This window comes from Actinomyces gaoshouyii, assembly GCF_002072175.1.
Lineage (GTDB): Bacteria > Actinomycetota > Actinomycetes > Actinomycetales > Actinomycetaceae > Actinomyces > Actinomyces gaoshouyii.
This window is the reverse complement of record NZ_MVIV01000008.1, coordinates 30,832-56,088: the sequence shown is the minus strand read 5'-3', so window position 1 is coordinate 56,088 and position 25,257 is coordinate 30,832. Positions and strand designations below refer to the sequence as shown.

Sequence of the window (25,257 nt, the reverse complement as noted above, 5' to 3'; positions counted from 1 at the left end):
CGGAGGATCCATGGCGCCCATGCCCACCCGCGTTGCCGCGATCGACTGCGGCACGAATACGATCCGCCTGCTCATCGCCGACGCCCACCCCGACGGCGGACCCACCGGCTGGCGCCTGGAGAGAGTCCAACGGCATTCGATGATCGTGCGCCTCGGTCAGGGCGTGGACAGGACCGGCCGCCTCGATGATGGGGCCCTTGAGCGCACCCTGGATGTCGTCACCGACTACGCCGAGCGCATCCGGGCCACCGGCGCTCAGCGCACGCGCTTCGTCGCAACCTCCGCCACGAGGGACGCGAGCAACCGGGACGTCTTCGTCGATGGCGTCCGCCGGCGCCTCGGCATCGAGCCCGAGGTCGTCTCCGGTCAGGAGGAGGCCCGCCTGTCCTTCGCCGGTTCTCTCCTCGGCGCGCAGGGCATCCGCCGGCGCCTCGTCGTCGACCTCGGCGGCGGCTCCACCGAACTGGTCCTCGGCGCGCGCGTGCCCGAGGCTGCGATCTCCCTGGACACCGGCTCCGTGCGCGTCACCGAGCGCTACCTCGCCGACGGCGTCACCCGCGCGGCCGAGGCCGCCGCCCGGGCGCATGTGTGCGATCTCCTCGACCGCGCCGAGGAGGTCATGGACCTGGGCGCCGCCGAGGAGATCGTGGGCCTGGCCGGCACGATCACCACGATCACCGCCCACGCCCTGAGCCTGGCGGACTTCGAGCCCGACTCAATCCACGGCTCCCGCCTGCCGCTGGGCACCGTGCTGGCCTCCTGCGAGGCGATCCTTCGCTCGACGGCGGCCGAGCGCGAGTCCTGGGGCTACCTGCGCCCGGGGCGGCGCGACGTCATCGCCGCGGGAGCCCTCGTATGGTCCGAAGTCATCGGCCGGGTCGCCGAGCGCACGGGCGAGGCCGGGCGCCCCCTGGAGTCCGCGATCACCTCGCTCACCGACATCCTCGACGGCATCGCCCTGTCCCTGGCCGACGGCGGGGAGCGGCGCCGTGGCTGAGGCTCCCGCCACGGGGGCGGGCCGGACCCCGTCGCCTGGTTCGCCGCTCTGCCCGCGCCCCGCGAGGATCGGGGCCGCCGAGCTCGGCGGGGAGCGCGTGGTCGTCGCCGTGGCCACGACAGCCGGCGCCATCGATGGCGCCGATAGCGCTGGGGACTCAGGCTCCGCGCTCGCCCAGGCGCTCGCGGCGGCGGCGGCCGGAGCGGATCTCGTCGAGCTCCGGCTCGACCTGCTCTCATCGCCGCAGGCCGCCGGACCGCAGGCCCAGGCCGCCTTCTGGCATGAGGCCGTCCTCGCGGTCTCCGCGGTCCTGGCCCCCACCGGCACGCCTCTGCTCGCCACCGCGCGCAGCCGGCGCGAGGGCGGTGGCGCGGCCATGGATCCGCGCGAGCAGGCCGAGGCCCTGGGCGCGCTCATCGACCTCCAGGCCGAGCATCGCGCCGGGCACGCGGTCGCTGACGCGCTCGACGTCGAGCTGTCCACCGGCGCCCTGACCGCCCTGGCGGCGCGGGCCCACGAGGCGGGGATCGCCGTCGTCGCGTCGAGCCACGACTTCACCGCCACCCCGCCGGACGGGGAGATGCTGGAGAGGCTGGAGCGGATGGAGACCGGCGGCGCCGATTGCGCGAAGATCGCCGTCATGCCGCGCAGCGAGGAGGACGTCGACCGCGCGCTCCAGGTGACGGCGCGGGCCCGGGCCTGTCTCAGCATCCCGGTGGCGGTCATCTCCATGGGGGAGCGAGGGCGGCGCAGTCGCCTGGAGGGCTGGCGCTACGGCTCCGCCCTCACCTTCGCCGCCCTCAGCGCCGATCCCGCCGCAGCCTCAGCCCCCGGCCAGCCCACCATCGCCGCCCTCCTCTCCCACCGAGACCGGTCGAAAACAGGAACGACACCGGGCGGTTTTCCACAGGCCGACTGACGCTGGGCCCTGTCCCGAGAGCGTCCGGGGGCGTCGGGGAATCGATGAGCCTCGCCGAATCCCGCTACAGCGCAACGACGGTGATCAACTCGTCGAGCCCTCGGAGAACCTCCGGATTGCGCGTGAGGAGAGGCATGTCCTCGGCGAGCGCGGTCGCGGCGATCATGAGGCCGGCGACCCGGCTGCCTCCCAGACGCGATGACGGCGCCCGGGGTGGCCCGCCTCACCGGCTCTCGCCTGGCCCGCACCCGGCGGTGTGCCGTACTGTTGGCCCGAAACCCCGGCGAGGGACACGCGCGAGCGCGTGCATCCGTGATCGACGTGGTGGCACCGGAGCGTGCCGCGCGTCGTCGCGCCACGCCGGACCACCGACGCGCGGGGCGCGCCCCGCCCTCCCCAGGAGACCCAGATGTCCAACGCCATCACCCTCAAGGCCACCATCCGCACCGGCTCCGGCAAGGGCGCCGCCCGCCAGGCCCGCCGCGATGGCCGGTGCCCCGCCGTCGTCTACGGCCACGGCTCCGAGCCCCGCCACATCCTCCTCGAGGAGCACGCCACTCGCCTCGCTCTGCGCGGCAACGAGAACGCCCTGATCAACATCGACCTGGAGGGCCAGGACCTGCTCGCCATCGTCAAGGACATCCAGCGCCACCCCATCCGCCCCGGCGTGCAGCACGTCGACTTCCTCCTGGTCAACCGCAATGAGCGCGTCGACGTCGAGGTGCCGGTCAACGTCATGGGCACCTCCGCTCCCGGCACCATCCACATGATCGAGCTCGACCACGTCGAGGTCACCGCGCCGGCCATCGCCATCCCCGAGGCCATCGGCGTCGACATCACCGGCGTCGAGGGCGGCACCATCATCACCGTGGCCGACCTGGCCCTGCCCGAGGGCGTCGAGGCGATCTCCGACGCCGAGCTCGCTGTCGTCAACGTGACGATCCCGACGACCCACGATGCGGGCGACGCCGCCGAGGCCGGCGCCGGCTCCGAGGCCGCCCCGGCCGCCGAGTGACGCGCACGCGCGGCCAACGCCCATGAGCGGCCCCTGGCTCATCGTCGGCCTGGGGAACCCCGAGGCCCGGTACGCCCACAACCGCCACAACATCGGTCATATGGTGATCGACGCTCTGGCGGGGCGGACCGGGTCCCGGCTCTCCCGCCACAAGGCCCGCGCCCGCGTCACTGAGGTCCGCCTCGGCCTCCTGTCCGGCGGCGCGCCGGGGCCGCGCGTCATCCTCGCCCGCCCGGAGGCCTTCATGAACGTCTCCGGTGGCCCGGTCAAGGCCCTCGTGCGGTTCTACGGCGTCGACCCCGCCGCGCGCCTGCTCGTCATCCATGACGAGCTCGACATCAGTCCCCATGAGATGCGTCTCAAGCGCGGCGGTGGCGAGGGCGGGCACAACGGATTGAGGTCGATCTCCCAGGCCCTGGGCACGCGCGACTACGCCCGCCTGCGCGTGGGCATCGGCCGGCCGCCCGGTCGCCAGGCCCCGGCCGACTTCGTGCTCTCGGACTTCCCGGCGCGTGAGCGCTCCGAGTGGGCGGTCACCTGCGAGGAGGCCGCCGACGCCGTCGAGAGCGTGGTGTTCCTCGGACTCGACGCCGCCCAGCGGCGGCTCCACTCCGCCTGAAGGGAAGGGGCGAGAGGGGCCGGGCGGCTTCGGGGCCCGCCGCGCCCCCTGTCTCACTCAGGGCGCCATGAGTCCCGTCTCGTAGGCGACGACGACGGCCTGCACCCGGTCCCGCACGTCCAGCTTGGCCAGGACGTTGCCCACATGGGTTTTGACCGTGGTCGTGGAGACGATGAGCTCGTCCGCGATCTCCTGGTTGCTCATGCCCTGGGCCATGAGGATGAGGATCTCCCTCTCGCGGGGGGTCAGCGATACCAGGCGCGGGTCCTCGGAGTCGGGGGCGCTGGCCGCGTTCGGCAGGTCGCCCGCGAACATCTCCAGCATCCGGCGCGTGATGCGCGGCGAGACCACCGCCTCCCCGCCGGCCACGGTGCGGATCGCCTCAGCGAGCTCGGTGGGCCGGGTGTCCTTGAGCAGGAACCCCGAGGCCCCGGCCCGCAGGCCCGCGAAGGCGTACTCGTCCAGGTCGAAGGTGGTCAGGATGAGGACACGCGTCTGCGGGCACTCGGCGGTGATCCTCGCGGTGGCCTCGATGCCGTCCATGCCGGGCATGCGCACGTCCATGAGGATGACGTCCGGTTGGAGGGCCCGGGCCTGGGCGACGGCGGCTGTGCCGTCGGAGGCCTCGCCGACGACCTCGATGCCCTCCTCGGCGTCGAGGACCATGTGGAATCCCATGCGCATGAGGGACTGGTCGTCGGCCAGGATCACGCGCACCGGGGCGCCGGCGCCCTCCGGCGACGCCGCTTTGGGCGCGGGGTCGGTCTGCTCGGCCGTATCGGCCCCGTTCACATGGGCATCTGCCATGGCGCGGATCCCTCCTGGTCCTCCTCGTCCCAGCGCAGGACCGCGCGTACGCGCCATCCCGAGGCGCGGGGCCCTGCTTGAACGCTGCCACCATAGACGGCTGCGCGCTCCCGCATGCCGATGAGTCCTTTCCCCGAGCCGTGCATGGGGGTGGTGCCGGGGGCGGCCTCGTTGTCCACCGTGAGCACGGCGGTCCCGATGCGCCTCTGGACGTCAACGCTCACCCTGCTCGTGGTGGGGGCGTAGCGGAGCACGTTGGTCAGGGACTCCTGGGCGAGGCGGAAGAGGGTCATCTGCAGCCCTCGGTCCTCAGGAAGGTCGCGCCCCCGCCAGGAGTAGGTGATCGGGATTCCCGCGGAGGCGAGGCGGTCGACGAGGATTTGGAGATCCGCCTGCTCGGGGGCCGGTCTCATGGGGACCGCATCGCCGCCGCTGCCGTCCGCGTGGGCTGCGGCGGCGCGCCGCAGGTTGGCGACGGCGGTTGTGGGCTCGCGCGGCGCGACCGTGCCGGGAGGGGCGAACTCGGGGACGGGGAGGTCCTTGATGCGCTTGCCGTCGATGTCGGTCGAGTCGTCAGCCACGCCGGTGGCGCGGGTCGTGAGGGCGCCGACCTGCGGGTCTTCGCGCAGCACGCCGACGAGCCTCCGCGTGTCGGCCAGGGCGCTGCGGCCCGTCTGCGCCAGTGCCGCGATCGCCTGCCGGGCCATCTCGGGATTCCGGTCGAGGGAGGCCGCCGCGCCGTCGGCCATGGTGACCATGACGGCCAGGGAGTGGGCGACGACGTCGTGCATCTCGCGGGCGATGCGGGAGCGCTCGGCGGCGACCGCCAGGAGGCTCGCCTGCTCCCTCTCCAGGGCGATCCGATGGGACCGCTCGAGCTCACGGGTCAGCCGGGCCCGCTGGGTGCGGATCGTCAGGCCGATTGCCGTGCCGCCCAGGTTGAGGAGCACGATGACGAAGGAGTTCTGCATGATCATGCGCGAGGAGAGGAGCTCAACCGGATCCATCCGATTGATCACCGCGTCGAATCCGGCTTGGCTGATGATGGCGGTGAGAGTCGTGATCAGGGCGGCGCCGCAGCCGTGGCGCAAGGGGAAGCGGGCGGCGATCGTCCCGAGGATGATCGAGGCTGCCGGCAGGAAGAAGTGGGGGACGATGTCGAGGACGGGGGCCGCGCGGAGGTCATCGAGCCAGAGGAGCATCAGAGCGATGTGGTGGACCGGTAGTGCCAGGGTCACCACGGCCCAGGCGAGGCGGGCGGCCCGCCGCCGGAGGAGCAGGCAGGCCGGGCACAGCGCTGAGATGACGACGGAGAACGGCAGCCACGGTTGCGTGCTGGAGCCGGCGCCGAGGGCCTCGAGACCGAGGAGGGTGTTGAGGGTGACCGTCAGGGAGAGCCCTGCGACCGCCGCGGTGATGAGCAGGTCCACCGCGATCGGCGGCATGGACGCCCCGATGGCGCGCAGGCGCCGGCGTCGGGGACATCGGCCCTGGCCGCCCTCGGGGGAGCGGGACTGAGGCGGGGTCTCCGGAGCGGCTTCGGGCCCGGGGACGGCGAGGCCCGCCGCAGCCCCCGGGAGGGCTGCGGCGGGCTCGTTGAGGGGCGCTGGGCTCATCGGATGATCATCAGGCATCGCGCCGGGAGAAGACCGTGTAAGCGATGATCGTGGGAATGATGAACCAGGCGCAGGACACGAGAGCGGCCTGCCAGTGGTTGAGGAAGCCGCTCCAGGAGTGGGCCCGGGCGAAGGGGTCGGTCAGGGCGAGCACGGCGTTGCCGGGCAGGGTCTCGGCCAGATTCATGGCCCACTCGAACCGCAACGACAAGATGCTGAAGGGGATGGTGATGACGAAGAGGAGGACGACCGCCAATGAGATCGCCCCGGCGGTGGAGCGGAAGATGAATCCCAGGGCGAGGCCCATCAGCGCGATGGCGGCGAAGCCGAGGCCTGCCCCCCAGATGTAGCCGGCGTACTCGGCGTCGGTCAGGGACACCGCGTGGTCCCCGATGAACGGAGCGGAGATGGCCCAGGCCAGGAGGACGGAGACGGCTCCGAGGAGGAAGGCGAAGATAGCTGTGACCAGGGACTTGGCCGCGAAGACCTGTGAGCGGTGGGGGGTGGCGGTCAGGGTGGAGCGGATCTGGCCGGAGGCGTACTCGCCGGTGATCATGAGGGCGGCGAGCACGGCGACGGCGATCTGCCCGAAGGGCGTCCCGGCGGCGATGTTGTCGGCCGCGTTTGCGGGCAAATCGGAATTCGAGGATATGCCGAAGGCGATGGTGATGCCGGCGCCGAAGAGGACGGTGATGCTCATGGTGATGGCGGAGGCGATCCAGGTCGAGCGCAGGGTGCGGAGCTTGAGCCATTCCGAGCGCAGGGCGCGGCCGAAGGTCTGCTTGCCGTTGATGCGGGGGGCGCGGGTGGCTCGCCGTGCAGTGCCGGGGGTGGTGGGTGCGGTCATGGGGGTTCTCCTTGGGGGCGGCGGGGTCAGGCTCGGTGGGCTCCGCGCGTGCTGGGACGGTTGGCCTGGGCGGGAGCGGTGCTGTACTCGGTGGCGCCTCCGGTGAGCTCGAGGTAGGCGTCCTCGAGGCTGGCCTTGATGGTGGTCAGCTCGTGCAGGGTGATGCCGTGGGCGGCGGCGAGCTCGCCGATGCGGGCGGCGGGAGCCTCGGTGAGGGTCAGCACTCCGGGCTCGGGGGTGGCGACGGTGATGCCCTGGGAGGCCAGGAGGGCCGCGAGGTCGGTGGCCTGGGGGGAGGCCACGCGCACGGTGTCGGTGGTGGCCGAGGCGATGATCTCGCTCACGGGGCCGGTGGTGAGGATGCGGCCGCGGCCGATGACGATGAGGCGGTCGGCGGTCTGGGACATCTCGCTCATCAGGTGCGAGGAGATGAAGACGGTGCGTCCCTCGGCGGCCAGGGCGCGGCAGGTCTGGCGCACCCAGATGACGCCCTCGGGGTCGAGGCCGTTGATGGGCTCGTCGAAGATGAGGATGTCGGGGTCGCCCAGGAGGGCCGCGGCCATGCCCAGCCGCTGGCCCATCCCGAGGCTGAACCCCTTGACTCGCTTCTTGGCCACCTGGGTCAGGCCTGTGATGTCCAGGACCTTGTCGACGCGGCTGGTGGGGATGCCGTTGGAGACAGCCAGTTGCGTGAGGTGGGCGCGGGCCGAGCGTGATCCGTGCAGTCCTTTGGCGTCCAGGAGGGCGCCGACGGAGCACAGGGGGGCGTTCAGGTCCTTGTACTTCTTGCCGGCCACGGTCACGGTGCCGGCGGTGGGCTTGTCCAGGCCCATGATCATGCGCATGGTGGTGGATTTGCCGGCGCCGTTGGGGCCCAGGAAGCCGGTGACGGCGCCGGGCTCGACGGTGAAGGAGATGTTGTCCACGGCCAGTTTGTCGCCGTAGCGCTTCGTCAATCCACGTGCCTCGATCATGGTTCCGGGCTCCTTAGGTTCGGGGGGCTGATCGCCGTGCGGCTCGCGCGGCCCGACGGGGTCGCTGGGCGCCGTCGGGACCGGAGAGGTGACTGTTCTGGTCCCGGCTAGTCCCGACGGCGTGGTACCAGGCTAGTCAACGGTACTCGCCGGTCCATCGGCGCGCGGGATGAATCTGCGAGGGGAGCGGGGCAGGACCCACGGTGGACGCGTCTCCTCCTCGGGGAGGAGACGCGGGGGAGATGCGGAGACGGCGAGGAGACCGGGCGGAGGTGGGTACTCGTGCCCGGGACGACGGTCGACCGGGAAGGGGAATGTGCGGCAGGATGGCGGCGTTGAGATGGAGGGCCCGAGCCGGGCCGCGCCGTCGGCAGTCCCCGTCCAGAGAGGACACATACCCTTGAGCAACCCCTTCTTCGATCGAAACCCGGCCTTCAACGGCGGGGCGCGCACCGCCGTCGCGACGCCCCAGACCACCCCCGCCGGGTACCCCGCGATGCCCGGGTACCAGCCGGGCCAGTACGTCCAGGCCCAGCAGTACGGCCAGGCCGCCCCCTACGGGCAGGCGCCGTACGGCCAGCCAGTGGGATACGGTGCTCCCCAGCAGGCGGGCTACGGCCAGGTCACCCCGGCCCAGCTCGACCGGATGGAGACCCAGTACGGGGCCCCGGCCGCCACCAACGTGGACCGCGGCCGCATGACCTACGACGACGTCATCATGCGCACGGCCGCGATGTTCGCGGTCATTCTCGCCGTCGGCGCCGTCTCCTGGGTCATGGCGACCACCCCCTCCACATCCCCCATCGGCGTCCTCCTGATGCTCGGAGGGGCGATCGGCGCCCTCGTCCTGGGCCTGGTCAACTCCTTCAAGAAGGTGCCCTCGCCCGCGCTCATCCTGGCCTACTCGGCCTGCGAGGGCGCCATGCTCGGCGCCTTCTCCGGCGTCATGGAGGCGCGCTTCCCCGGGATCGTCATCCAGGCGGTGCTGGCCTCCGTCGCGGTGTTCGCCGTCATGCTCGGCGCCTACAAGATCGGCGGCTTCCGGTTGTCCGGCAAGGCGCAGCGGATCCTCATGCTCGCCATGGGCGGCTACCTCGTCTTCTGCCTGCTCAACTTCGGTGTCATGATGTTCTCCGACGTCGGCGGGCCCTTCGGCCTGCGTTCCTTGGAGATCGCGGGCATTCCGGTCGGCATCATCGTGGGCCTGCTCGCCGTCGTCATGGCGGCCTTCAGCCTGGCGATGGATTTCGAGTCAATCCAGCGGGGCGTCGAGGCCGGCCTGCCCACCCGCTACGCATGGGCCGGGGCCTTCGGGCTCGTCGTCACCCTCGTGTGGCTGTACATCGAGATCCTTCGGATCCTGGCGATCTTCTCCGACGACTGATCCGCTCAGCGTCCTCTCCCGTTCGCGGGGGCGCGGGGCCGACCGGGCATGACCCGGCCGGCCCCGCCGCATGGGCGGCCGGCGGAGAGGCGGCGCTCCGATCAGCGAGGGCCAGGGCTCATCGCGTAGGCTGGCGCGCATGATCAACTCGAATATGCCCACTGTTGAGGGTGCCAAGGGCACCAAGCCGGTCCTCACCTTCCCCGGCCCGGATGCCCCCGCGGGCCTCCAGGTCCAGGTGCTCGACGCCGGTGACGGCCAGGTCGTCGAGGCCGGGGACACCATCGTCGCCCACTACCTCGGTCAGTCCTGGAACGGCGACGTCTTCGACAACTCCTACGACCGCGGCCAGCCCCTGAGCTTCCAGATCGGCGTCGGCATGGTCATCCGCGGTTGGGACGACGGCCTCGTCGGCCAGCGCGTCGGATCGCGCGTCCTGCTGTCGATCCCCGCCGAGCTCGGCTACGGTGAGCGCGGCGTGCCGCAGGCCGGCATCAAGGGCGGCGCCACCCTCGTCTTCGTCACGGAGATCCTCGGCGTCATGTGAGCAGCGCCCACCCCCCTTCGCCGAGACCGGTCGACATCAGGAACGAGACCGGTCCGGAGCGAGAGGCGCGTGCGAGGACCGCACAGTGACCACCCGCATCGAGATGACATGGTGGCCGCTAATCTGGGCATCGCCTCATCGTCGTCGGCCCTGCCGAGCCGAGAACAGGAGCCCTTATGCCGCGGTACCGCAGCGCCACCTCCACATCTGGCCGCAATATGGCCGGTGCCCGCGCGCTCTGGCGCGCCACCGGTGTCAAGGACACCGACTTCGGCAAGCCCATCATCGCCATCGCCAACTCCTTCACCGAGTTCGTCCCCGGGCACGTCGGCCTGCGCGATGTCGGCCGCCGCGTGGCCCGCCGGATTGAGGCGGCGGGCGGCATCGCCAAGGAGTTCAACACGATCGCCGTCGATGACGGCATCGCCATGGGCCACGACGGCATGCTCTACTCCCTGCCGTCGCGCGACCTCATCGCCGACTCGGTGGAGTACATGGTGGGCGCCCACTGCGCCGACGCCCTGGTGTGCATCTCCAACTGCGACAAGATCACCCCCGGCATGCTCATGGCCGCGCTGCGCCTCAACATCCCCACGATCTTCGTCTCCGGCGGGCCGATGGAGTCGGGCAAGATGACAGCCGCGGACGGAACCACCCGCAAGCTCGACCTCATCGACGCCATGATGGACGCCGCCGACCCCACCGTGGATGATGAGACGATCTCCGCCATCGAGCGCTTGGCCTGCCCCACCTGCGGCTCCTGCTCGGGCATGTTCACCGCCAACTCCATGAACTGCCTCACCGAGGCCCTGGGCCTGGCCCTGCCCATGAACGGCACGCTGCTGGCCACGCACTCCGATCGCGGCGGGCTCTTCGATGCCGTCGGCCGCCAGATCGTGGAGATCACCCGCGCCTACTACGAGGGTGACGACTCCACCGTCCTGCCGCGCTCCATCGCCACCAAGGCGGCCTTCGAGAACGCCATGAGCCTGGACATCGCCATGGGCGGCTCCACGAACACGGTCCTGCACCTGCTGGCCGCGGCCCGTGAGGCCGGCGTCGATTTCCACATGGCCGACATCGACCGCCTCTCGCGCAAGGTCCCGCACCTGTGCAAGGTCGCGCCGTCGACGACCATCTACCACATCGAGGACGTTCACCGCGCCGGCGGCATCATGGGCATCCTCGGCGAGCTCGACCGCGCCGGACTGCTGGACACATCCACGCGCACGGTCCTGCGCTGCACCCTCGACGACGAGCTCGCCGCCTTCGACCTGGCCCGCCCCGGTGACGACGGCGCGCTCGGCTCCTCGGTGAGCGAGGCGGACCGGATTCGCTACCTCGCGGCGCCCGCGGGCGTGCGCACCACGGAGATGTTCTCCCAGGCCTCGCGCTGGGAGTCCCATGACGTTGACCGCGAGGCCGGCTGCATCCGCGACCTGGAGCACGCCTACTCGCGCGACGGCGGCCTGGCGGTCCTCTTCGGCAACATCGCGACCAAGGGCTGCATCGTCAAGACTGCCGGCGTGGACGCCTCCATCCTCACCTTCTCCGGGCCGGCCGTGGTCTTCGAGTCTCAGGACGAGGCTGTCGAGGGGATCCTGGGGGGGAAGGTGAAGGCGGGTGACGTCGTCATCATCAGCCATGAGGGCCCGCGCGGCGGTCCGGGCATGCAGGAGATGCTGTACCCGACCACGTACATCAAGTCCATGCACTTGGGCAAGGAGTGTGCGCTGCTCACCGATGGCCGCTTCTCCGGCGGCACCTCGGGGTTGAGCATCGGGCACGTCTCCCCGGAGGCCGCGGCGGGCGGGCTCATCGGGCTCGTGCGCACGGGGGATGTCATCGACATCGACATTCCGGCCCGCTCGATCTCCGTGCGCCTGTCCGACGACGAGATCGCCTCGCGCCGCGCCGCCGAGGAGGCTCGGGGCGAGGCCGCCTGGACGCCGCACGAGGAGCGCCCGCGCCACGTGAGCGCCGCGCTGCGCGCCTACGCCATGCTCGCCACAAGCGCAGACCTGGGCGCCGTGCGCGACCTGTCCAGGCTCGGCATGTGAGGCGCGCGCTCCCTGAGTGACGCCGACCTCGCCCAGGCCAGGGAGCGCGTGGCCGCGGGCGTGCCCAGGGCGGTCGTGGCCCGCGATCTGGGCGTGCACCGCTCCACCCTCCACCGAGCACTCAGCCGATGAGGCGTGGGAGTGAGGCGTCAGGTGCTGGGGAGGTTCGGGTCAGCGTAGTCGGTGGGGTCCTGGACGTGGAGGAAGTCGGCCTCGGTGAGGAAGTGGCACCAGGGGGTCTGGGTGCTGTTGATGCGGAGGCGGCGGCCGCCGCTCCAGCAGGCGAGCTCGACGTGGCAGGGAGTCTCGTTGTAGACGAGCTCGATTGCGGGGAGGATGTCCGTGTCGCTGGTGAAGACGATGGCGGCGTCGATGCTGCCCTTCATGGCGTGCTTGACGAGGTCGACGCGATGGCGGCGTCGATGCCCTTCTCGGAGGCGGGGATGTCGGGCCACTGGGGCGGGTACTGGAGGTTGCGTCGGATGACGGTGACGCCGGTTGCTTCCCAGTCGGCTGTCTGGCGGTCGTTGGCTCGGGCGGAGACGGCCTGGCGTGTGGGGTTGGGCCGGCCGCGGTAGACGCGGGTGCCGACGAGCTGGCTGGGTCTGCGGCGGCGGCTGACGAGGAGCTCGGCTGCGGTCTTGGGCCGGATGTGGCCGTCAGCGGCGCTGAAGCAGCGCTTCGCCCAGCCGACGACGTTCTGGTAGTCGACGAAGACGGCGACGCGATCCATGACGGGTACCTCACCTGGGCAAAAAACCCCGCCAATCCGAGAGGATTGCGGGGCGGAATGAGGAAACCATACCGCGGCGGGGCGGTGGCCGCAACAGGCGGTGCGTGGGCGTGATGGCGTGGTGTCCGCGCTCCCAGGTTGCTTTCTGCGCCGGTAGGCGCCGGGGTCGTCCTGCTGGATGGGCGGGCCCCGGAAGGCCTCGATGCGCTCGATGGTGGCCCCGTGGCGCTCATCGGTGATCTTGGCGTTGCGCGCCTGGGCGAGTTGGCAGGCGAAGCGGAAGGGGTCGATGAGGCCCTCCTCGGGTGGGGGCCCGGGGAGGAACAGGGATGCTCCTGTGAGGTGGATGTTCTGGTAGTCGACGACGACTGCCATCTTGAGGGTCGCGGAGGTCTCCGGAAAAAGTTAGACCCCGCCAGTCCTTGAGGACGGCGGGGAGTTATGGTTTAAGAATATTCGGGCATGACCATCACGCGCAATAGTGACTCACGTCATGGTGAGGGGCGTCTTGAGGGCGTCGTAGGGGTCGTGGTCAGGCCGGGCCGCCGCGCCGGAGGCGGAGCCAGGCGGCGGCGCTGGACTGTCCACGGCCCCGGCGCGGGTCCCGCTGTCCACCTGTGTGTCACCGCCGGCCCGGCGATAGCCGGCGGCCACGGACTGGTGGCGCCGACGGGGCCGCGAGCCGACTCCTCTAGGCTGACGACGTGAATGAACCTGACGGCACCGATACCCCGTGGGACTCCTCCCAGTACTTGCGCGCGATCCTGCGCGCCCCCGTCTACGAGGCCGCCGAGCACACGCCCCTGCAGCGCATGGACGCCCTCTCCGCGCGCCTGGGCTGTGAGGTGGCCGCCAAGCGCGAGGACTTGCAATCGGTCCACTCCTTCAAGATCCGCGGCGCCTACACGTGCATGCGCATGCTCTCCGACGACGAGCGCGCTCGCGGTGTGGTGACCGCCTCGGCCGGGAATCACGCCCAGGGCGTCGCCCGGTCCGCGGCGCTGCTCGGCTGCCGCGCCCTCATCGTCATGCCGACCGTCACCCCCCGCATCAAGGTCGACGCCGTTGCCGCCCTGGGCGGAGAGGTCCTGCTCCACGGCGACAACTTCGACACCGCCAAGGCCGAGGCGCAGCGCCTGGCCGACGAGGACGGCCTGACCTATGTGGCACCCTTCGACGATCCCCGTGTCATCGCTGGTCAGGGGACCATCGGCCTGGAGATCATCCAGCAGGATGCCGGGCTCGACCGCGTCTTCGTGCCCGTGGGCGGGGGCGGCCTGGCCTCCGGCATCGCCGTGCTCATCAAGCAGCTCCTGCCGAATGTGCGCATCATCGGCGTCGAGCACGAGGAATCCGCCTGCCTGACCGCGGCACTCGCCCAGGGCGCGCCCGTCACGCTCGGCCGGGTGGGGCTCTTCGCCGAGGGCGTGGCCGTGCGCCGCATCGGGGATGAGACCTACCGCCTGTGCTCCGAGCTGCTCGATGACGTCATCACAGTCTCCTCCGACGAGGTCTCCGCCGCCGTCAAGGACCTCTTCGAGGACCTGCGTGCCATCTCCGAGCCCTCCGGCGCCGTCGCCCTGGCCGGCCTCAAGCGCTACGCCTCCGAGCGCGGCCTGGCCGGGGAGCGCCTGGCATGCGTTGTCTCGGGAGCCAACCTCAACTTCCACCAGATGCGCTACATCTCCGAGCGCGCTGAGATCGGTGAGCAGCGCGAGGCGATCCTGGGGGTGACCATCCCCGAGGAGCGCGGTTCCTTCCTGCGCTTCGCCCGGATCCTCGGTGGGCGCAGCGTCACCGAGTTCAACTACCGGGCGGCGCCGGGCCTCGACGGATCCCTCGAGCCCGGCCCCGCCCGCATCTTCGTGGGCGTGGGGCTGAGCCGCGGGCGCGAGGAGCGCGCCGAGATCGTCGCGGACCTGGAGAGGGCCGGGTACGGCGTCGTCGATCTCACCGACGACGAACTCGCCAAGGTCCACGTGCGCTCGATGATCGGGGGGCGGGCCCCGGCCGGGCTGACCGAGCGGCTCTTCAGCTTCGAATTCCCCGAGTCCCCGGGGGCGCTCGTCCACTTCCTCGAAGTGCTCGGCACCCGCTGGAACGTCACCCTCTTCCACTACCGGACCGACGGCGCCGACTACGGCCGTATCCTGTGCGCCTTCCAGGTGGGGGCCCGCGGCCTCAGTCCGGAGGCGGAGGCCCGCGAGCTGCGCGAGCACATGGATCGCCTCGGCTACGCCTACCACGAGGAGACGGAAGACCCCGCCGCCGGCTTCTTCCTGGCGCGCTGAGGCCCGCCGCCGCCAGTACGACCAGTACGGACGGCGGTACCGCGCGGACCGCGCCGCCCGCCCGGTACCGGCGGGCGGCGCGCTCATAGCCCGAAGGCCATGCCGGGCAGGGCGTCCGGCGGGTACTCGTCGTAGGGCGTGAAGAACCATGCGAAGTGGCGCCAGATCGGCTCGGGCAGATCCCTCAGAGTGATGAGCGGGCGCTCGATGGAGGGCCCCGGTGCCGTGAGCGGTGACCAGGAGCCGTCGGCGCTCACGTGGTAGAGCAGGGCCGATAGCGGGTGCTCCGCGCGCGCCCACCGAGTCAGCGACCACGTCAGCAGAGCATTGAGATGCGCCTCATCGACGCCTTCGGCCAGGGGCAGGATTCCCAGCGACTCCTGCTCGGGCAGCGTCAGGACGAAGCCGTCGGGCGGATGCGGGATGCTCCGCTGCTGGCATACCTCGGTCAGGCTCATCGCCAGCGCCGCTGTCAGCATCGAGTCCGAGCCGATGAGATGGATGCCCTCGCCGGCGTCCACGTGCTCCGCCCTGTCCAGGACGATGCGGGCATTGGCGAGCGCGGCGGCGTCCACCCTCTCCTCGCCCAGGCGCTCATAGAGGCGGGCCGAGGGCTGGGAGACCAGGAGCCCGCCGATGTCCATGACGCGCGTGAGGCGCAGGCCCGGGGCGATCTCGGGCTCATCGGCCTCGGCGGGGATATCCCTGCTCGGAGGCACCAGTCGCAGCCTCAGGGCTCCCAGTACCTCCTCGTCCGAGTAGTCCTCGAGTTCGCGCGGCATGCCGTCCGGGCGCACGGCCGCCATGAGAGCGCTGATGTGATGGCCCAGGGCCTCCTCCCACAGCTCCCGCTCCGTGCGGGCCAGGCACGCGGCGATCCGGTGCAGGACGAGTCTCGCGCCTTGGGGCGTGCGCAGCGAGACGGGCGAGTCGAGTCGGCTCCCGGGGAAGCGCAGGCAGACCTGGCGCAGCATCTCCGCGCGCAGCCAGTCGGCATCGCGGACGGACAGGTCGGGCAGGAATGGATCAGGCGGGGAGGAATGCGGTGGCGCCTGGCGGGATGAGGCGCGGGAGGCGGTGCCTGCCGCCCGTCGCGAGCGTGATGATCGGGGGGAAGGGTGTCGGAGGTGGGAATAGTGTCGTGCTGGTCTCACTGCGCTCATGCGGAGGACGCTAGGCTGAGAGCGCGTGCCCACGGCGGAGCCCTCCCCAACAGGGCGCCGAACCGGAGCATCTCGAGATATGTGGGTCATGAAGAGCTTATGTGTGGTCTTCGCGCCATGTGATGAGGCTTTGACAAGTGGGGGCCGGCCACTAAAATGATTCATATATCAACTAGATGGTGCTCGACTTATTGGTTGGCATTTTAAATATTCACAATTCCTGCAAGGAGTCCCTCATGCCCATCCGCATCGCCGTCGTTCACGGCTCCGTCCGCCCCACCTCAGCCGGTGCCGCCGTCGCCGACTGGGTCGCCGCCCAGTCCAGCCTGGTCGACGGCGTCGAGGCCGAGGTCCTTCGCCTGACCGACTTCAACCTCCCCTTCTTCGCCGAGGAGCTCCCACCGGCCATCGCCATGCCCCAGAACCCCGCCGGTGTGGCCTGGAACGAGAAGCTCGGCTCCTATGACGCCGTCATCTTCGTGACCCCCGAGTACGACCACTCGATCCCCGGGTCCCTGAAGAACGCCATCGACTACCTCGTCCCCTCCGTGCTCGAGAGCAAGGCGACCGGCGTGGTCGGCTACTCCTACCAGCTCGGCCTGCGCGCTATCGAGCACCTGCGCCAGGTTCTGGGATCCTTCAACTCCTTCGTCGTCGGCCCGCATGTCGCCCTGCACGTCGCGACCGACTGGACCGACGGCGAGTTCACTCCGGCGGCCTTCCGCGAGGGCGAGGTTCCGGCGATGGTCAGGGCGATCGTCGCTGCCACAAACTGATGTGCCCTGGCTGTTCCTGATGCAATACCGCGCGGATCCCAGTGACCTGACACGAGGATGAAGCGCTGCGATGGCGCCTCCCTGGGCGTCGCGCCCCTCGTGCGGACCAGCAAGCGCTGGTCCGCGCGAGGGGCGTTTTCCATGCTTCCGGCTCTTCCGGCTCTGGGGGTGCGAGTGCCTGCAGGAGGTAATGGAGCTTCGGCCGGTGAGGCGAGTCGTGGTTGCGGAGGGTAGGCGCTAAGGCCTAGAGTACTTAATAATTCAAGTACTTCAGATGTGGTACCGAGAGACACCAAGGAGTTGCCATGACCAAGATCGCCGTCATCCTCGGATCTGTCCGCCCCAACCGCGCCGGGGCCTCCGTGGCCGAATGGATCGCCTCCAGGGCGAACGAGGCCGAGGGAGTCCAGGCCGAAGTCCTCGACCTCGCCTCCTTCAACCTGCCCATCTTCGCCGAGGAGCTGCCCCCCATGGCGGCCCCGGCCAAGGACCCGGCCGCCGTCGCCTGGAACGAGGCCCTCGCCGGATTCGATGCCTTCATCATCGTCAGCCCCGAGTACAACCATTCGGTCCCCGGGTCCCTGAAGAACGCCATCGACTTCATCACCCCCTCCGTGCTCGCCAACCGCGCCATTGGCCTCGTCGGCTACTCCTACTCCGCGGGCCACCGCCAGATCGAGCACCTGCGCGCCATCCTGGCCAACTTCACCACCGGCGTCGTCGGCGCCCAGGTCAACCTGCACCTCGCCACCGACTTCTCCGGCGGCGCCTTCGCCCCCGCAGCCTTCCACGACGGCGAGGCCGCCAGCCTCGTCCAGGCCCTCGTCGCCCAGGACAAGGCCCTGTCCACCCTGCGCTGAGCGCGAGCCGCTGATGCGGGCCACCGCGCACGGACGGCGCTCCTCCCCGCGAATGGGCCCGGTGACTGCAAGATCACCGGGCCCACTCGCCGCGTCCTGGAGGCAGAGGACTGCGCGGTGCCCGCTCGGTCAGCCCACCTCGAGTGGCCGGTAGCGGTTGACGGCCGCCGCCACGTCCACCATCCGGGGCCGTACGAGGAACGCCCCGCCCTCGTCGAGTGCGTCCAGGCCCTCGTCGTCGAGCAGGGCTTCCAGGTCGTCGAGGCACTCGCGCAGTGTGGAGGCGCTGTCGAAGCGCTGCTCCAGCAGGGCGCGCAGGGCATGGGCCGCTGCCTCGGCCTGGCCCGGGTCCACGATCCCGGCCACATCCGAGATGTCGACCTCCTCGCGGTCCAGGGTGAGCGCGTCGGTCCCCCGGGCCCGGGTGCGGATCGGGCCGCGCCGAGTGCGCTCCGGGGCGGGCGCCGGGATGCGACCGGAGCCGAGCGGGAAGTCCTCCAGGGCGGTCCCCTCCCGGGGCTGCTCGGCGACGACGACTCGCGCCTGCTCGGTGGCGTCGCGCAGCTCATAGGAGTCCAGGAGGAGGACATGGTCGGCCACATCCAGGTAGTCGCCGGAACCGCCCATGACCATGACCGTGGAGACGCCCAAGCGCGAGGACAGCGCCCCCACCCTGTCCACCAGCGGAGTGATCGGCTCGCGCTCGGCGGCCACGAGCGAGCGCATGCGCGCGTCGCGGATGAGCAGGTTCGTGGCCGAGGTGTCCTCATCGAGGAGCAGCGCCGTGGCCCCCGCTTCAACGGCCTCGACGATCGCCGCGGCTTGGGAGGTCGAGCCCGAGGCGTTGCGGGTGGTGAAGGCGGCCGTGTCCCGGCCCGCGGGCAGGTGGGAGATGAAGGGCGTGAGGTCGACGCCCGTGACGGCCCGGCCATCGGCGGCCCGCACCTTGACGGCGTCGGGGACGGTGGCCACGAGCTCGCGCCCATCGCCCGGCACATGCGGGTAGACGCCCCGCTCGATCGCCGCCAGCAGTGTCGACTTGCCGTGGTAGCCGCCGCCGACGATCACCGTCACGCCCGCCGGCACGGCCGTGCCGCGGACCGCCCCGGCATGGGGAAGATCGACCGTGGCGGCCAGGGACTCCGGTGCTCTCAGGGCGACGCCGCCCGAGCGCAGCGGCTCGTCGCTCACCCCGGATCGGCGCGGCAGGAGGGAGCCATCGGCGAGGAAGGAGACCCAGCCCGCCTCGCGGACCGCCGCCGTGAGGGCCCGGTGGTCCTCCAGGGCCTCCACATGGGCGAGGAGTCGCTCAGCGCGCGCGCCTGTGAGGCTCAGGGCCGTGTCGATCTCGCGGATGAGATCCCGGCCGACGATCCTGGCGGCCCCATGACCCTGGATGGAGCGGCCCTGGGCGGGAAGGGCCATGCGGGCGCGGACCTCGATGCTCCAGTCGCCGGAGTATTCGGCGCTGCTCGCGGCCGGGAGGAGAACGACGGCGGAGCGCTCCAGGATCTCCTGACCGGGTGCCGCGATGGACAGGGCTGTGCCCTTGAATCCCGCGTGGATCTCGCGGGCGAGGAAATCGGCGAGTGCGAGGCGGCGGTCCGCTGTCGCCAGCAGGCCCTCACGCGCCAGGAGCGCCAGCGAGGGCAGGGAGGTGGGCGCGGTGACCCGGATGCGCGTCGGCGGGGCATAGGGGTCGGCCTGGACCCGGTCGATGTGGAGTGACCACCCCTCGGGCGCCAGGTAGCGCCCGAGGATCGCCCGGTAGGACGGGTAGGCGCGCCCGTCCAGGGCATGAAGGTGGCCGATGAGGTCGCTCAGCTCCCCGTCGCGCGGCTCGTCGTCATAACGGCGGCGCCCGCCGTCGCGGTAGCCGGGGCCTCCCCGCCCGCCGTCGCGGTAGCCGCCCCGATAACCGCGGTCGCCCCCGCGCCGATCGCCGCCGTCCTGCCTGGCGTGGCGGCCGTCCCTGCCCGAGTACCTGTCATCACTCATGGGCAGATCCTGGCATACGGTGCGCAGGTGGGCGCCTGAGCGCGCGCGGTCCTCGCCGCCGATCGCCATGCGAGTGGGTGCGGGGCGGGGCGCCCGCATCCTCTATCATCCCAGATCATGAATGGGCTGCCCGCCTCCCTGGCCCCCGCCCTAGCCGGACTTGGCACGGGGCTGGGGCTCATCGTGGCCATCGGTGCGCAGAACGCCTGGGTGCTCCGCCAGGGCGTGCGCCGTGAGCACATCGGGCTCGTCATCCTCATCTGCGCGCTCTCCGACGCCATCCTCATCGCCGTGGGGACGGGCGCGGTCAGGGTCGTGTCCTCCCTCGCTCCCTGGGTGCTGGAGGCCCTGCGCTGGGGAGGTGTCGCCTACCTGGTCCTCTTCGCGATCAACTCGTTCCGCTCGGCGCTGCGCCCCGGCGCCCTGGAAGAGGCCGTCTTGCGGGGCGCGGGCTCAGTCGCCATCACGACACTCGCCCTGACCTGGCTCAACCCCCATGTGTACCTCGACACCGTGCTCATGCTCGGCACGGTCGCCAACCATTTCGGTCCCGATCGCTGGTGGGCGGCCGCTGGGGCCATCGCCGCTTCCGTCATCTGGTTCACCGGGCTCGGCCTCGGGGCGCGGGCGCTGTCCGGACTGCTCGCGAGCCCCCGCACCTGGAGGATCGTTGACGCACTCGTCGGCGTCGTCATGCTCCTCGTCGCCTGGCACCTCGCCACCGGCGCCTGAGCCGACCCCTGCTCGCCGAGAATGGCGAGCTTTGAGGATTGCCCGGGGTCCAATCCGCCTGCGTGCGAGCGCGTACCGCTCTAACCTGCGACTATCTGGGATATGACTAGGTGTCAGAAAAAGGAATCCTCAAACCCCGCCACTTCTCCCGCTCACACCCGCTGAGGAGGCAGCACATCCACCTGCGAGGGTAGGTTCGCGATCCCCACGGGGCAGGTGACGCCATTGGGCCCGTGGTTGCAGTAGCCACCGGGATTCTTCTCCAAGTAGCCCTGGTGGTAGTCCTCCGCCAGGTAGTAGGGGCCGCCGAACTCTGCGTACTGCGCCGACGCCGGATCGATCGTCGTCACGGAGCGCCCCAGCCCGAGCCGGCTCAACTCGCTCTGGAAGGCCTTCTGAGTGGCGATCGCCACCGCGTACTGCTCGGGCGTCGTCGTCCAGACGGCGGAGCGGTACTGGGGGCCGATGTCGTTGCCATGGCGGTTGAGCCGGGTGGAGTCGTGGTTCTCCCAGAAGGCGCGCAGCAGCGCCTCCCCGCCGCGCCCCGCGACCACCGGGTCGTAGGCCACCAGGACGGTCTCGGCGTGGCCGGTCCGCGCGGTGCAGACCTCCTGGTAAGTGGGGTTGGGTGTGGTGCCGCCCATGTACCCCACCGAGGTGACGACGACGCCGGGCTGGCGCCACATGATCCGCTCCACGCCCCAGAAGCAGCCGCCGGCGAGGTAGATGACCTCGGTGCCCTCGGGCCAGGGGCCTGTCAGGGGAGCGCCGAGGACGACGTGGTCGCCGGGCTCGGGGAGCACGGGTGCCTCGCGACCGGGGATGACGTGATTGCGGGACGGAGCGTTCATAGGAGAACGCTACCGTCCCGCTGCTGGCCGGGTCGCCCCCATCCCCGTTCCCTTCGCTCAAGGCGAGGCGCGGGAATGAACGGCGGCGCAGCGTCAGACGCGGCTGACCCTGAGGATCTCCGCAGTGATCCTCTTGCCGTTCGGGGCGTCGTAGGAGACCTTCTCGCCCGCGGCGTGCCCCATGAGGGCCTTGCCGAGCGGCGCGTCGGGGGAGAAGACCTTGACGCCCTCGGGGACGTCCTCGGCGATCTCCTGGCCGCCCAGGGCGAAGCGCTGCTCCTTGCCGGCCACCTTCGCGGTGACGATCGTGCCCGCGGAGACGGTGCCATCGTCGGCGGCCTCGCCGATCTGGGCGTTCTCCAGCGTCTCGGTCAGGGCGATGATGCGGGCCTCGTTGAGGGCGGCCTCCTCGCGGGCGGCGTGGTATCCGGCGTTCTCGCGCAGGTCCCCCTCCTGGCGGGCCGCCTCGACGCGCTGGGCGATCTCCTTGCGCTCCTCGCCCTTGCGGTGCTCGAGCTCGGCGCTCAGGCGGTCGAAGGCCTCCTGGGTCAGCCAGGTTCCCTGCTTCTCGGTATCCGCGGCCATGGGGTTCTCCTCGATCTGGTGATCTGGTGATCAGTGGTGGGCCGACGACGGCGTCGTGGCAATGCCCCGATGCGCGGTGGGCGCCCGGGGCCGTGTGTGAGGGGTGAGTCTACCTCTCCGGACCTGCGATCGCCCTGGGAATCGCGCGTCCAGCCGGCCTTGCGGCTCGTCGGCCGGTGCTTCCCGCACCGAGCGGTGCGTGCGGATGGCACCAGTGGGTGCGCAGCACCTGCGGTGGCCGGGGCATCTCGTGCTCCCGGCCTGACTGGGATCAGCCGAGAACCGCGATATAGCAGGCAACGGCGTGACATGCCCATGCCGCCACCGTGCAGGCGTGGAACACCTCGTGGAAGCCGAACCAGCGGGGGAGGGGGTCGGGGCGCTTGCGCGCGTACACGATCGCGCCGACCGTGTAGATCAGCCCTCCGACCATGAGCAGCCACACGATCGCGGGCCCTCCCGAGCGCCAGAACGAGGGCAGGAACCAGAGCGCCACCCAGCCCAGGACGATGTACAGGACCGTCCTCAGCCGGCGTGGGGCGCCCGGCCATATGAGGGACATGACGATCCCGGCCGCCGCGCCTCCCCAGACGATGCCGAGCACCAGGCGCGCTGTCGCCGCGTCGAGCAGCGCCACCGATAGGGGCGTGTAGGTCCCTGCGATGAGCAGGTAGATATTGGCGTGGTCGATGCGCTGCAGGGCGTCGGAGACGGCTCGTGGGAAGCGGCCACTGCCCAGGTGGTAGAGGCTCGAGTTGGCGAACAGCAGCAGCGAGCACACCAGGTACACGGCGCTGGTCCACGTCAGGGCGGTGCCGTCGGCCAGGGTGGTGAGGACGATGCAGGCGGCCAGGGCCAATGGCACCGCGATCGTGTGGATCCAACCCCGCAGCCCGGGCTTGACGGGCTTGATCCGGGCCGGCGCCCGCGCGGGTCGGCGGCCAGTGTCCCGCTCCTGGGGCGGGGCGGCCTCAGCCGCATCGCGGCGCGGATCCGCGTCTGCGCGCATGGAACCTCCTGGCGGGCGCCGATGGCGCTCTCAGGGACGGCGCCCGAACCTACGGTATCGTAGGTTCGAGTGGGGAGGAAGGACCACTACCTGCGGGCGGCGCGCACGATAACGTTGGTTCTACGGCGCAGCCCGGTTCCCCAGCCGGTCGGGCCCGCGCGCACATGCGAAGGAGAGACATGGCGGACGGCTTCCTCTACCAGCTCTATGAGCGCCGTCTGTCCGCGCGCCTCGACTCCTCCCGCGCGCCCCGCCATGTCGGTGTCATCCTCGACGGCAACCGCCGCTGGGCCAAGGCCCTGGGGATCGGCGCCTCCCAGGGGCACAAGCGCGGGGCGGACAAGATCGAGGAGTTCCTCGGCTGGGCGGACGACGCGAGCGTTGCCGTGGTCACGCTGTGGCTGCTGAGCACGGACAACCTCTCCCGCGATCCCGCCGAGCTCGCCCCCCTGCTCGACATCATCGCCCAGGCCGTGGAGGACCTGGCGGGAAGCGGCCGGTGGCGGGTGCGTCTCGTGGGCGCCGTCGACCTCCTGCCCGCCGAGGTCGCCGCGCGATTGCGCGCCGCCGTCGCCATCACCGCTCCCGACGCTGAGCCCGGCCGGACGGGGGAGACGGATCAGCGGATGGAGGTCAATATCGCCGTCGGCTACGGGGGGCGCCAGGAGATCGCCGACGCCGTCCGCGAGATCCTGCGCGAGCGCGCCGCCGCTGGGGCGAGCCTGGAGGAGGTGGCCGCCTCCCTGAGCGAGGAGGACATCACCGACCACCTCTACACCAAGGGCCAGCCCGACCCCGACCTGCTCATCCGCACCTCCGGCGAGCAGCGGCTCTCGGGTTTCCTCCTGTGGCAGTCGGTCCACTCCGAGTTCTACTTCTGCGAGGTGAACTGGCCGGCCTTCCGCCGCGTGGATTTCCTTCGCGCTCTGCGCGACTACGCCGGTCGCGAGCGCCGCATGGGGCGCTGATCCCGCTGGCCGGCGGGCGGGCCCGCCCGCCGGCGCCCTCCTGCGGGACCGGATCGCGATGCCGATCGCCCGCTATGGCGCGCTGGTCGCCGACGCGCTCAACGTCCAGGTCGTCCTCGTCACGGCGGCCGGCGCGATCTCGCGGGCTCAGGCGAGCTCGGCGCGGGTGGGAGGGTTGGCGCCGGCTCGGGAGACGGTGATGTCCGCGATGCGCGAGGCGTGGCGCACCACCCGCTCCAGCGCGTCGGCGTCGATCGCGCGCAGGGCCTCGCGCTGCTGGGCGCCCACGAGCCCCTCGGACCACAGGCCGTCCTCCAGGCCTCCCATGAAGGAGTCGCCCGCGCCCACCGTATCCGCCACGACGACGCTCGGGTCCGCGGGCACCTCCAAGCGCAGCCCCGAGGAGGTCAGGGCCAGCGCCCCGCGCTTGCCGCGGGTGACGACGACGATCGCCGGCCCCATCCGGAGCCAGCCCTCGAGAACGCCCTCGAGGGCGGCGTCGTCGCCCTCATCGATGCCGTAGAACCAGGTCACATCCTCGTCGGAGCACTTGACCAGATCGGACAGGGCCACGAGGCGCTCCACGATCGCGCGCGCCTCGCCGGGCTCTCCCATGAGCTGGGGGCGGGCGTTGGGGTCGTAGCAGACGGTTGCCGAAGCGCGGAAGTCGCGCAGCGCCTGCTCCACAGTCCGCGCGCCCGGCTCCAGGATCGCCGCGATCGAGCCGGTGTGGATGAGGATCGGCGGCTCGGCGGGAGCCGGGTAGGGCGGGTTCCAGTCGAGGTCGAAGACATAGGTGGCCGCCCGGTCCTCGCCGATGGTCGCCTGGGCGGTGGAGGTCCGCTCGGCGCCATCCGAGCCCGGGGTGATGCGCACGCCGTCGGAGACCAGGTGCGAGCGGATCGCACGGCCGCGCTCATCGTCGGCGATCCAGCAGTCGAGCTCGGCGTCGCGGCCAAGGCGAGCCAGGCCGAGCGCCACGTTGGCCGGCGAGCCGCCCGGGATGTCCACCGGCTCTGCGCCGGGGTGGATGACGACGTCGACCAGTGCCTCCCCGATGACGAGCGCGGTCCCGGCGGGTCCAGGAGCAGCGGGGGTGGCAGTGGCGTTCTCGGCAGTAGCGGTGGTCATGATGGGCTCCTTCGCTCCAGTGACGGCGGTTGGTGGGTCGTGGATCAGTCCTGGCCCTGATCCGGGGACGCGACGGCGGCCAGCCGCGCACGAGCGTCGTCGAGCCAGGCCTGGCAGCGGGCGGCGAGCGCCTCGCCCCGCTCCCACAGGGACAGCGCGTCCTCCAGCGGGACTTGGCCGGCCTCCAGGCGCTGGACGACGCCGATCAGCTCCTCGCGGGCCTGCTCATAGGAGAGCACGGCGACGTCATCGTTGTCGCCGGAGGCGGTGGTGGGGGAGTCGGGGCTCAGGCTCATAGTGCTATTCTCGCACGCCACCCGGCCCGGTGGCGCGGCATCGCGGAGAAGCGGCGGAGGATCGGGCGGCCCGAGGGCT

At 71.2% G+C, this 25,257-nt stretch carries 26 protein-coding genes; 13 read left to right on the top strand and 13 right to left on the bottom strand.

Annotation, left to right across the window (positions count from 1 at the left end; all coding sequences use genetic code 11):
• The first annotated feature begins 19 nt into the window (after positions 1–19).
• The 4 genes from B1H50_RS07810 to pth all read left to right on the top strand — a co-directional run bounded on the left by B1H50_RS07810 (position 20) and on the right by pth (position 3,550).
• Entirely contained in the window at positions 20–997 is a 978-nt protein-coding gene (locus B1H50_RS07810) for a Ppx/GppA phosphatase family protein (RefSeq protein WP_080463245.1), read from the top strand.
• On the top strand, positions 990–1,916 hold the full coding sequence (gene aroD, locus B1H50_RS07805; protein WP_080463222.1) for a type I 3-dehydroquinate dehydratase: 927 nt from the start codon (positions 990–992) through the stop codon (positions 1,914–1,916). Before B1H50_RS07810 ends, aroD begins: the two co-directional genes overlap by 8 nt.
• 409 nt (positions 1,917–2,325) lie before the next feature.
• On the top strand, positions 2,326–2,931 hold the full coding sequence (locus B1H50_RS07795; RefSeq protein WP_080463221.1) for a 50S ribosomal protein L25/general stress protein Ctc: 606 nt from the start codon (positions 2,326–2,328) through the stop codon (positions 2,929–2,931).
• Positions 2,932–2,953: 22 nt separating this feature from the next.
• Positions 2,954–3,550: an aminoacyl-tRNA hydrolase gene (gene pth, locus B1H50_RS07790; RefSeq protein ID WP_080463220.1), complete on the top strand. Its 597-nt coding sequence runs from the start codon at positions 2,954–2,956 to the stop codon at positions 3,548–3,550.
• Positions 3,551–3,607: 57 nt separating this feature from the next.
• On the opposite strand, the gene B1H50_RS07785 is transcribed toward pth, so the two are convergent.
• Genes B1H50_RS07785 through B1H50_RS07770 form a run of 4 tightly spaced genes read right to left on the bottom strand, consistent with a single transcriptional unit; the run spans position 3,608 to position 7,794 of the window.
• A complete protein-coding gene (locus B1H50_RS07785; RefSeq protein ID WP_080463219.1) occupies positions 3,608–4,357 on the bottom strand; it encodes a response regulator in 750 nt (249 codons plus the stop codon).
• Entirely contained in the window at positions 4,339–5,973 is a 1,635-nt protein-coding gene (locus B1H50_RS07780) for a sensor histidine kinase (protein ID WP_229657990.1), read from the bottom strand. The genes B1H50_RS07785 and B1H50_RS07780 overlap by 19 nt, the downstream gene beginning before the upstream one ends.
• Positions 5,974–5,983: 10 nt before the next feature.
• Positions 5,984–6,820, bottom strand: coding sequence for an ABC transporter permease subunit (locus B1H50_RS07775; protein WP_080463218.1), 837 nt, complete (start codon positions 6,818–6,820; stop codon positions 5,984–5,986).
• A 26-nt stretch (positions 6,821–6,846) separates the two neighbouring features.
• The gene (locus B1H50_RS07770) at positions 6,847–7,794 is read right to left on the bottom strand and encodes an ATP-binding cassette domain-containing protein (protein ID WP_080463217.1); all 948 of its coding nucleotides are present in this window, start codon (positions 7,792–7,794) and stop codon (positions 6,847–6,849) included.
• Positions 7,795–8,194: 400 nt separating this feature from the next.
• Here B1H50_RS07770 and B1H50_RS07765 point away from each other — a divergent pair, with 400 nt between their 5' ends.
• From B1H50_RS07765 to B1H50_RS10145, 4 genes are all read left to right on the top strand, one after another.
• Entirely contained in the window at positions 8,195–9,178 is a 984-nt protein-coding gene (locus tag B1H50_RS07765) for a Bax inhibitor-1/YccA family protein (protein ID WP_080463216.1), read from the top strand.
• A gap of 139 nt (positions 9,179–9,317) precedes the next feature.
• Complete coding sequence (locus tag B1H50_RS07760; RefSeq protein WP_073453665.1) at positions 9,318–9,725, top strand: FKBP-type peptidyl-prolyl cis-trans isomerase; 408 nt, start codon at positions 9,318–9,320, stop codon at positions 9,723–9,725.
• A gap of 176 nt (positions 9,726–9,901) precedes the next feature.
• Positions 9,902–11,785 (top strand): dihydroxy-acid dehydratase, encoded by a 1,884-nt coding sequence (ilvD, locus tag B1H50_RS07755; protein WP_080463215.1) that lies wholly within the window; start codon positions 9,902–9,904, stop codon positions 11,783–11,785.
• A gap of 12 nt (positions 11,786–11,797) precedes the next feature.
• A complete protein-coding gene (locus tag B1H50_RS10145) occupies positions 11,798–11,917 on the top strand; it encodes a helix-turn-helix domain-containing protein (RefSeq protein ID WP_373284828.1) in 120 nt (39 codons plus the stop codon).
• A gap of 17 nt (positions 11,918–11,934) precedes the next feature.
• On the opposite strand, the gene B1H50_RS07750 is transcribed toward B1H50_RS10145, so the two are convergent.
• Together B1H50_RS07750 and B1H50_RS07745 are read right to left on the bottom strand one after the other, a co-directional pair.
• Positions 11,935–12,171 (bottom strand): PIN domain-containing protein, encoded by a 237-nt coding sequence (locus B1H50_RS07750; protein WP_080463214.1) that lies wholly within the window; start codon positions 12,169–12,171, stop codon positions 11,935–11,937.
• Complete coding sequence (locus B1H50_RS07745; protein WP_080463213.1) at positions 12,168–12,893, bottom strand: NYN domain-containing protein; 726 nt, start codon at positions 12,891–12,893, stop codon at positions 12,168–12,170. The genes B1H50_RS07750 and B1H50_RS07745 overlap by 4 nt, the downstream gene beginning before the upstream one ends.
• A gap of 329 nt (positions 12,894–13,222) precedes the next feature.
• On the opposite strand from B1H50_RS07745, the gene ilvA reads away from it, so the two are divergent.
• The gene (ilvA, locus tag B1H50_RS07740; protein ID WP_080463212.1) at positions 13,223–14,809 is read left to right on the top strand and encodes a threonine ammonia-lyase, biosynthetic; all 1,587 of its coding nucleotides are present in this window, start codon (positions 13,223–13,225) and stop codon (positions 14,807–14,809) included.
• Positions 14,810–14,892: 83 nt separating this feature from the next.
• Here ilvA and B1H50_RS07735 read toward each other — a convergent pair whose 3' ends face one another.
• Positions 14,893–15,783 (bottom strand): hypothetical protein, encoded by an 891-nt coding sequence (locus B1H50_RS07735; RefSeq protein ID WP_080463211.1) that lies wholly within the window; start codon positions 15,781–15,783, stop codon positions 14,893–14,895.
• A 425-nt stretch (positions 15,784–16,208) separates the two neighbouring features.
• Here B1H50_RS07735 and B1H50_RS07730 point away from each other — a divergent pair, with 425 nt between their 5' ends.
• Together B1H50_RS07730 and B1H50_RS07725 are read left to right on the top strand one after the other, a co-directional pair.
• On the top strand, positions 16,209–16,748 hold the full coding sequence (locus B1H50_RS07730; RefSeq protein WP_080463210.1) for an NADPH-dependent FMN reductase: 540 nt from the start codon (positions 16,209–16,211) through the stop codon (positions 16,746–16,748).
• 305 nt (positions 16,749–17,053) lie between these two features.
• Positions 17,054–17,608 (top strand): NADPH-dependent FMN reductase, encoded by a 555-nt coding sequence (locus B1H50_RS07725; protein ID WP_080463209.1) that lies wholly within the window; start codon positions 17,054–17,056, stop codon positions 17,606–17,608.
• 129 nt (positions 17,609–17,737) lie between these two features.
• Here B1H50_RS07725 and B1H50_RS07720 read toward each other — a convergent pair whose 3' ends face one another.
• Positions 17,738–19,606, bottom strand: a complete 1,869-nt coding sequence (locus B1H50_RS07720; RefSeq protein WP_080463243.1) for an ABC-ATPase domain-containing protein — start codon at positions 19,604–19,606, stop codon at positions 17,738–17,740.
• A 117-nt stretch (positions 19,607–19,723) separates the two neighbouring features.
• On the opposite strand from B1H50_RS07720, the gene B1H50_RS07715 reads away from it, so the two are divergent.
• A complete protein-coding gene (locus B1H50_RS07715; protein WP_080463208.1) occupies positions 19,724–20,338 on the top strand; it encodes a LysE/ArgO family amino acid transporter in 615 nt (204 codons plus the stop codon).
• A 152-nt stretch (positions 20,339–20,490) separates the two neighbouring features.
• Here the strand turns inward: B1H50_RS07715 and msrA are convergent, their stop codons facing one another.
• The 3 genes from msrA to trhA form a co-directional block, all read right to left on the bottom strand.
• The gene (gene msrA / locus B1H50_RS07710; protein WP_080463207.1) at positions 20,491–21,189 is read right to left on the bottom strand and encodes a peptide-methionine (S)-S-oxide reductase MsrA; all 699 of its coding nucleotides are present in this window, start codon (positions 21,187–21,189) and stop codon (positions 20,491–20,493) included.
• 93 nt (positions 21,190–21,282) lie between these two features.
• Positions 21,283–21,774 (bottom strand): GreA/GreB family elongation factor, encoded by a 492-nt coding sequence (locus B1H50_RS07705; RefSeq protein WP_080463206.1) that lies wholly within the window; start codon positions 21,772–21,774, stop codon positions 21,283–21,285.
• Between the two features lie 271 nt (positions 21,775–22,045).
• Positions 22,046–22,783 carry a PAQR family membrane homeostasis protein TrhA gene (trhA, locus tag B1H50_RS07700; RefSeq protein WP_080463205.1) on the bottom strand — a complete coding sequence of 246 codons (738 nt, stop codon included), beginning with the start codon at positions 22,781–22,783 and terminating at the stop codon, positions 22,046–22,048.
• Between the two features lie 179 nt (positions 22,784–22,962).
• On the opposite strand from trhA, the gene B1H50_RS07695 reads away from it, so the two are divergent.
• Positions 22,963–23,751: an isoprenyl transferase gene (locus tag B1H50_RS07695; RefSeq protein ID WP_080463204.1), complete on the top strand. Its 789-nt coding sequence runs from the start codon at positions 22,963–22,965 to the stop codon at positions 23,749–23,751.
• Positions 23,752–23,898: 147 nt separating this feature from the next.
• Here B1H50_RS07695 and B1H50_RS07690 read toward each other — a convergent pair whose 3' ends face one another.
• Together B1H50_RS07690 and B1H50_RS07685 are read right to left on the bottom strand one after the other, a co-directional pair.
• Complete coding sequence (locus B1H50_RS07690; protein WP_080463203.1) at positions 23,899–24,882, bottom strand: PfkB family carbohydrate kinase; 984 nt, start codon at positions 24,880–24,882, stop codon at positions 23,899–23,901.
• 44 nt (positions 24,883–24,926) lie between these two features.
• A complete protein-coding gene (locus B1H50_RS07685) occupies positions 24,927–25,178 on the bottom strand; it encodes an exodeoxyribonuclease VII small subunit (RefSeq protein ID WP_080463202.1) in 252 nt (83 codons plus the stop codon).
• Positions 25,179–25,257: the final 79 nt, after the last annotated feature.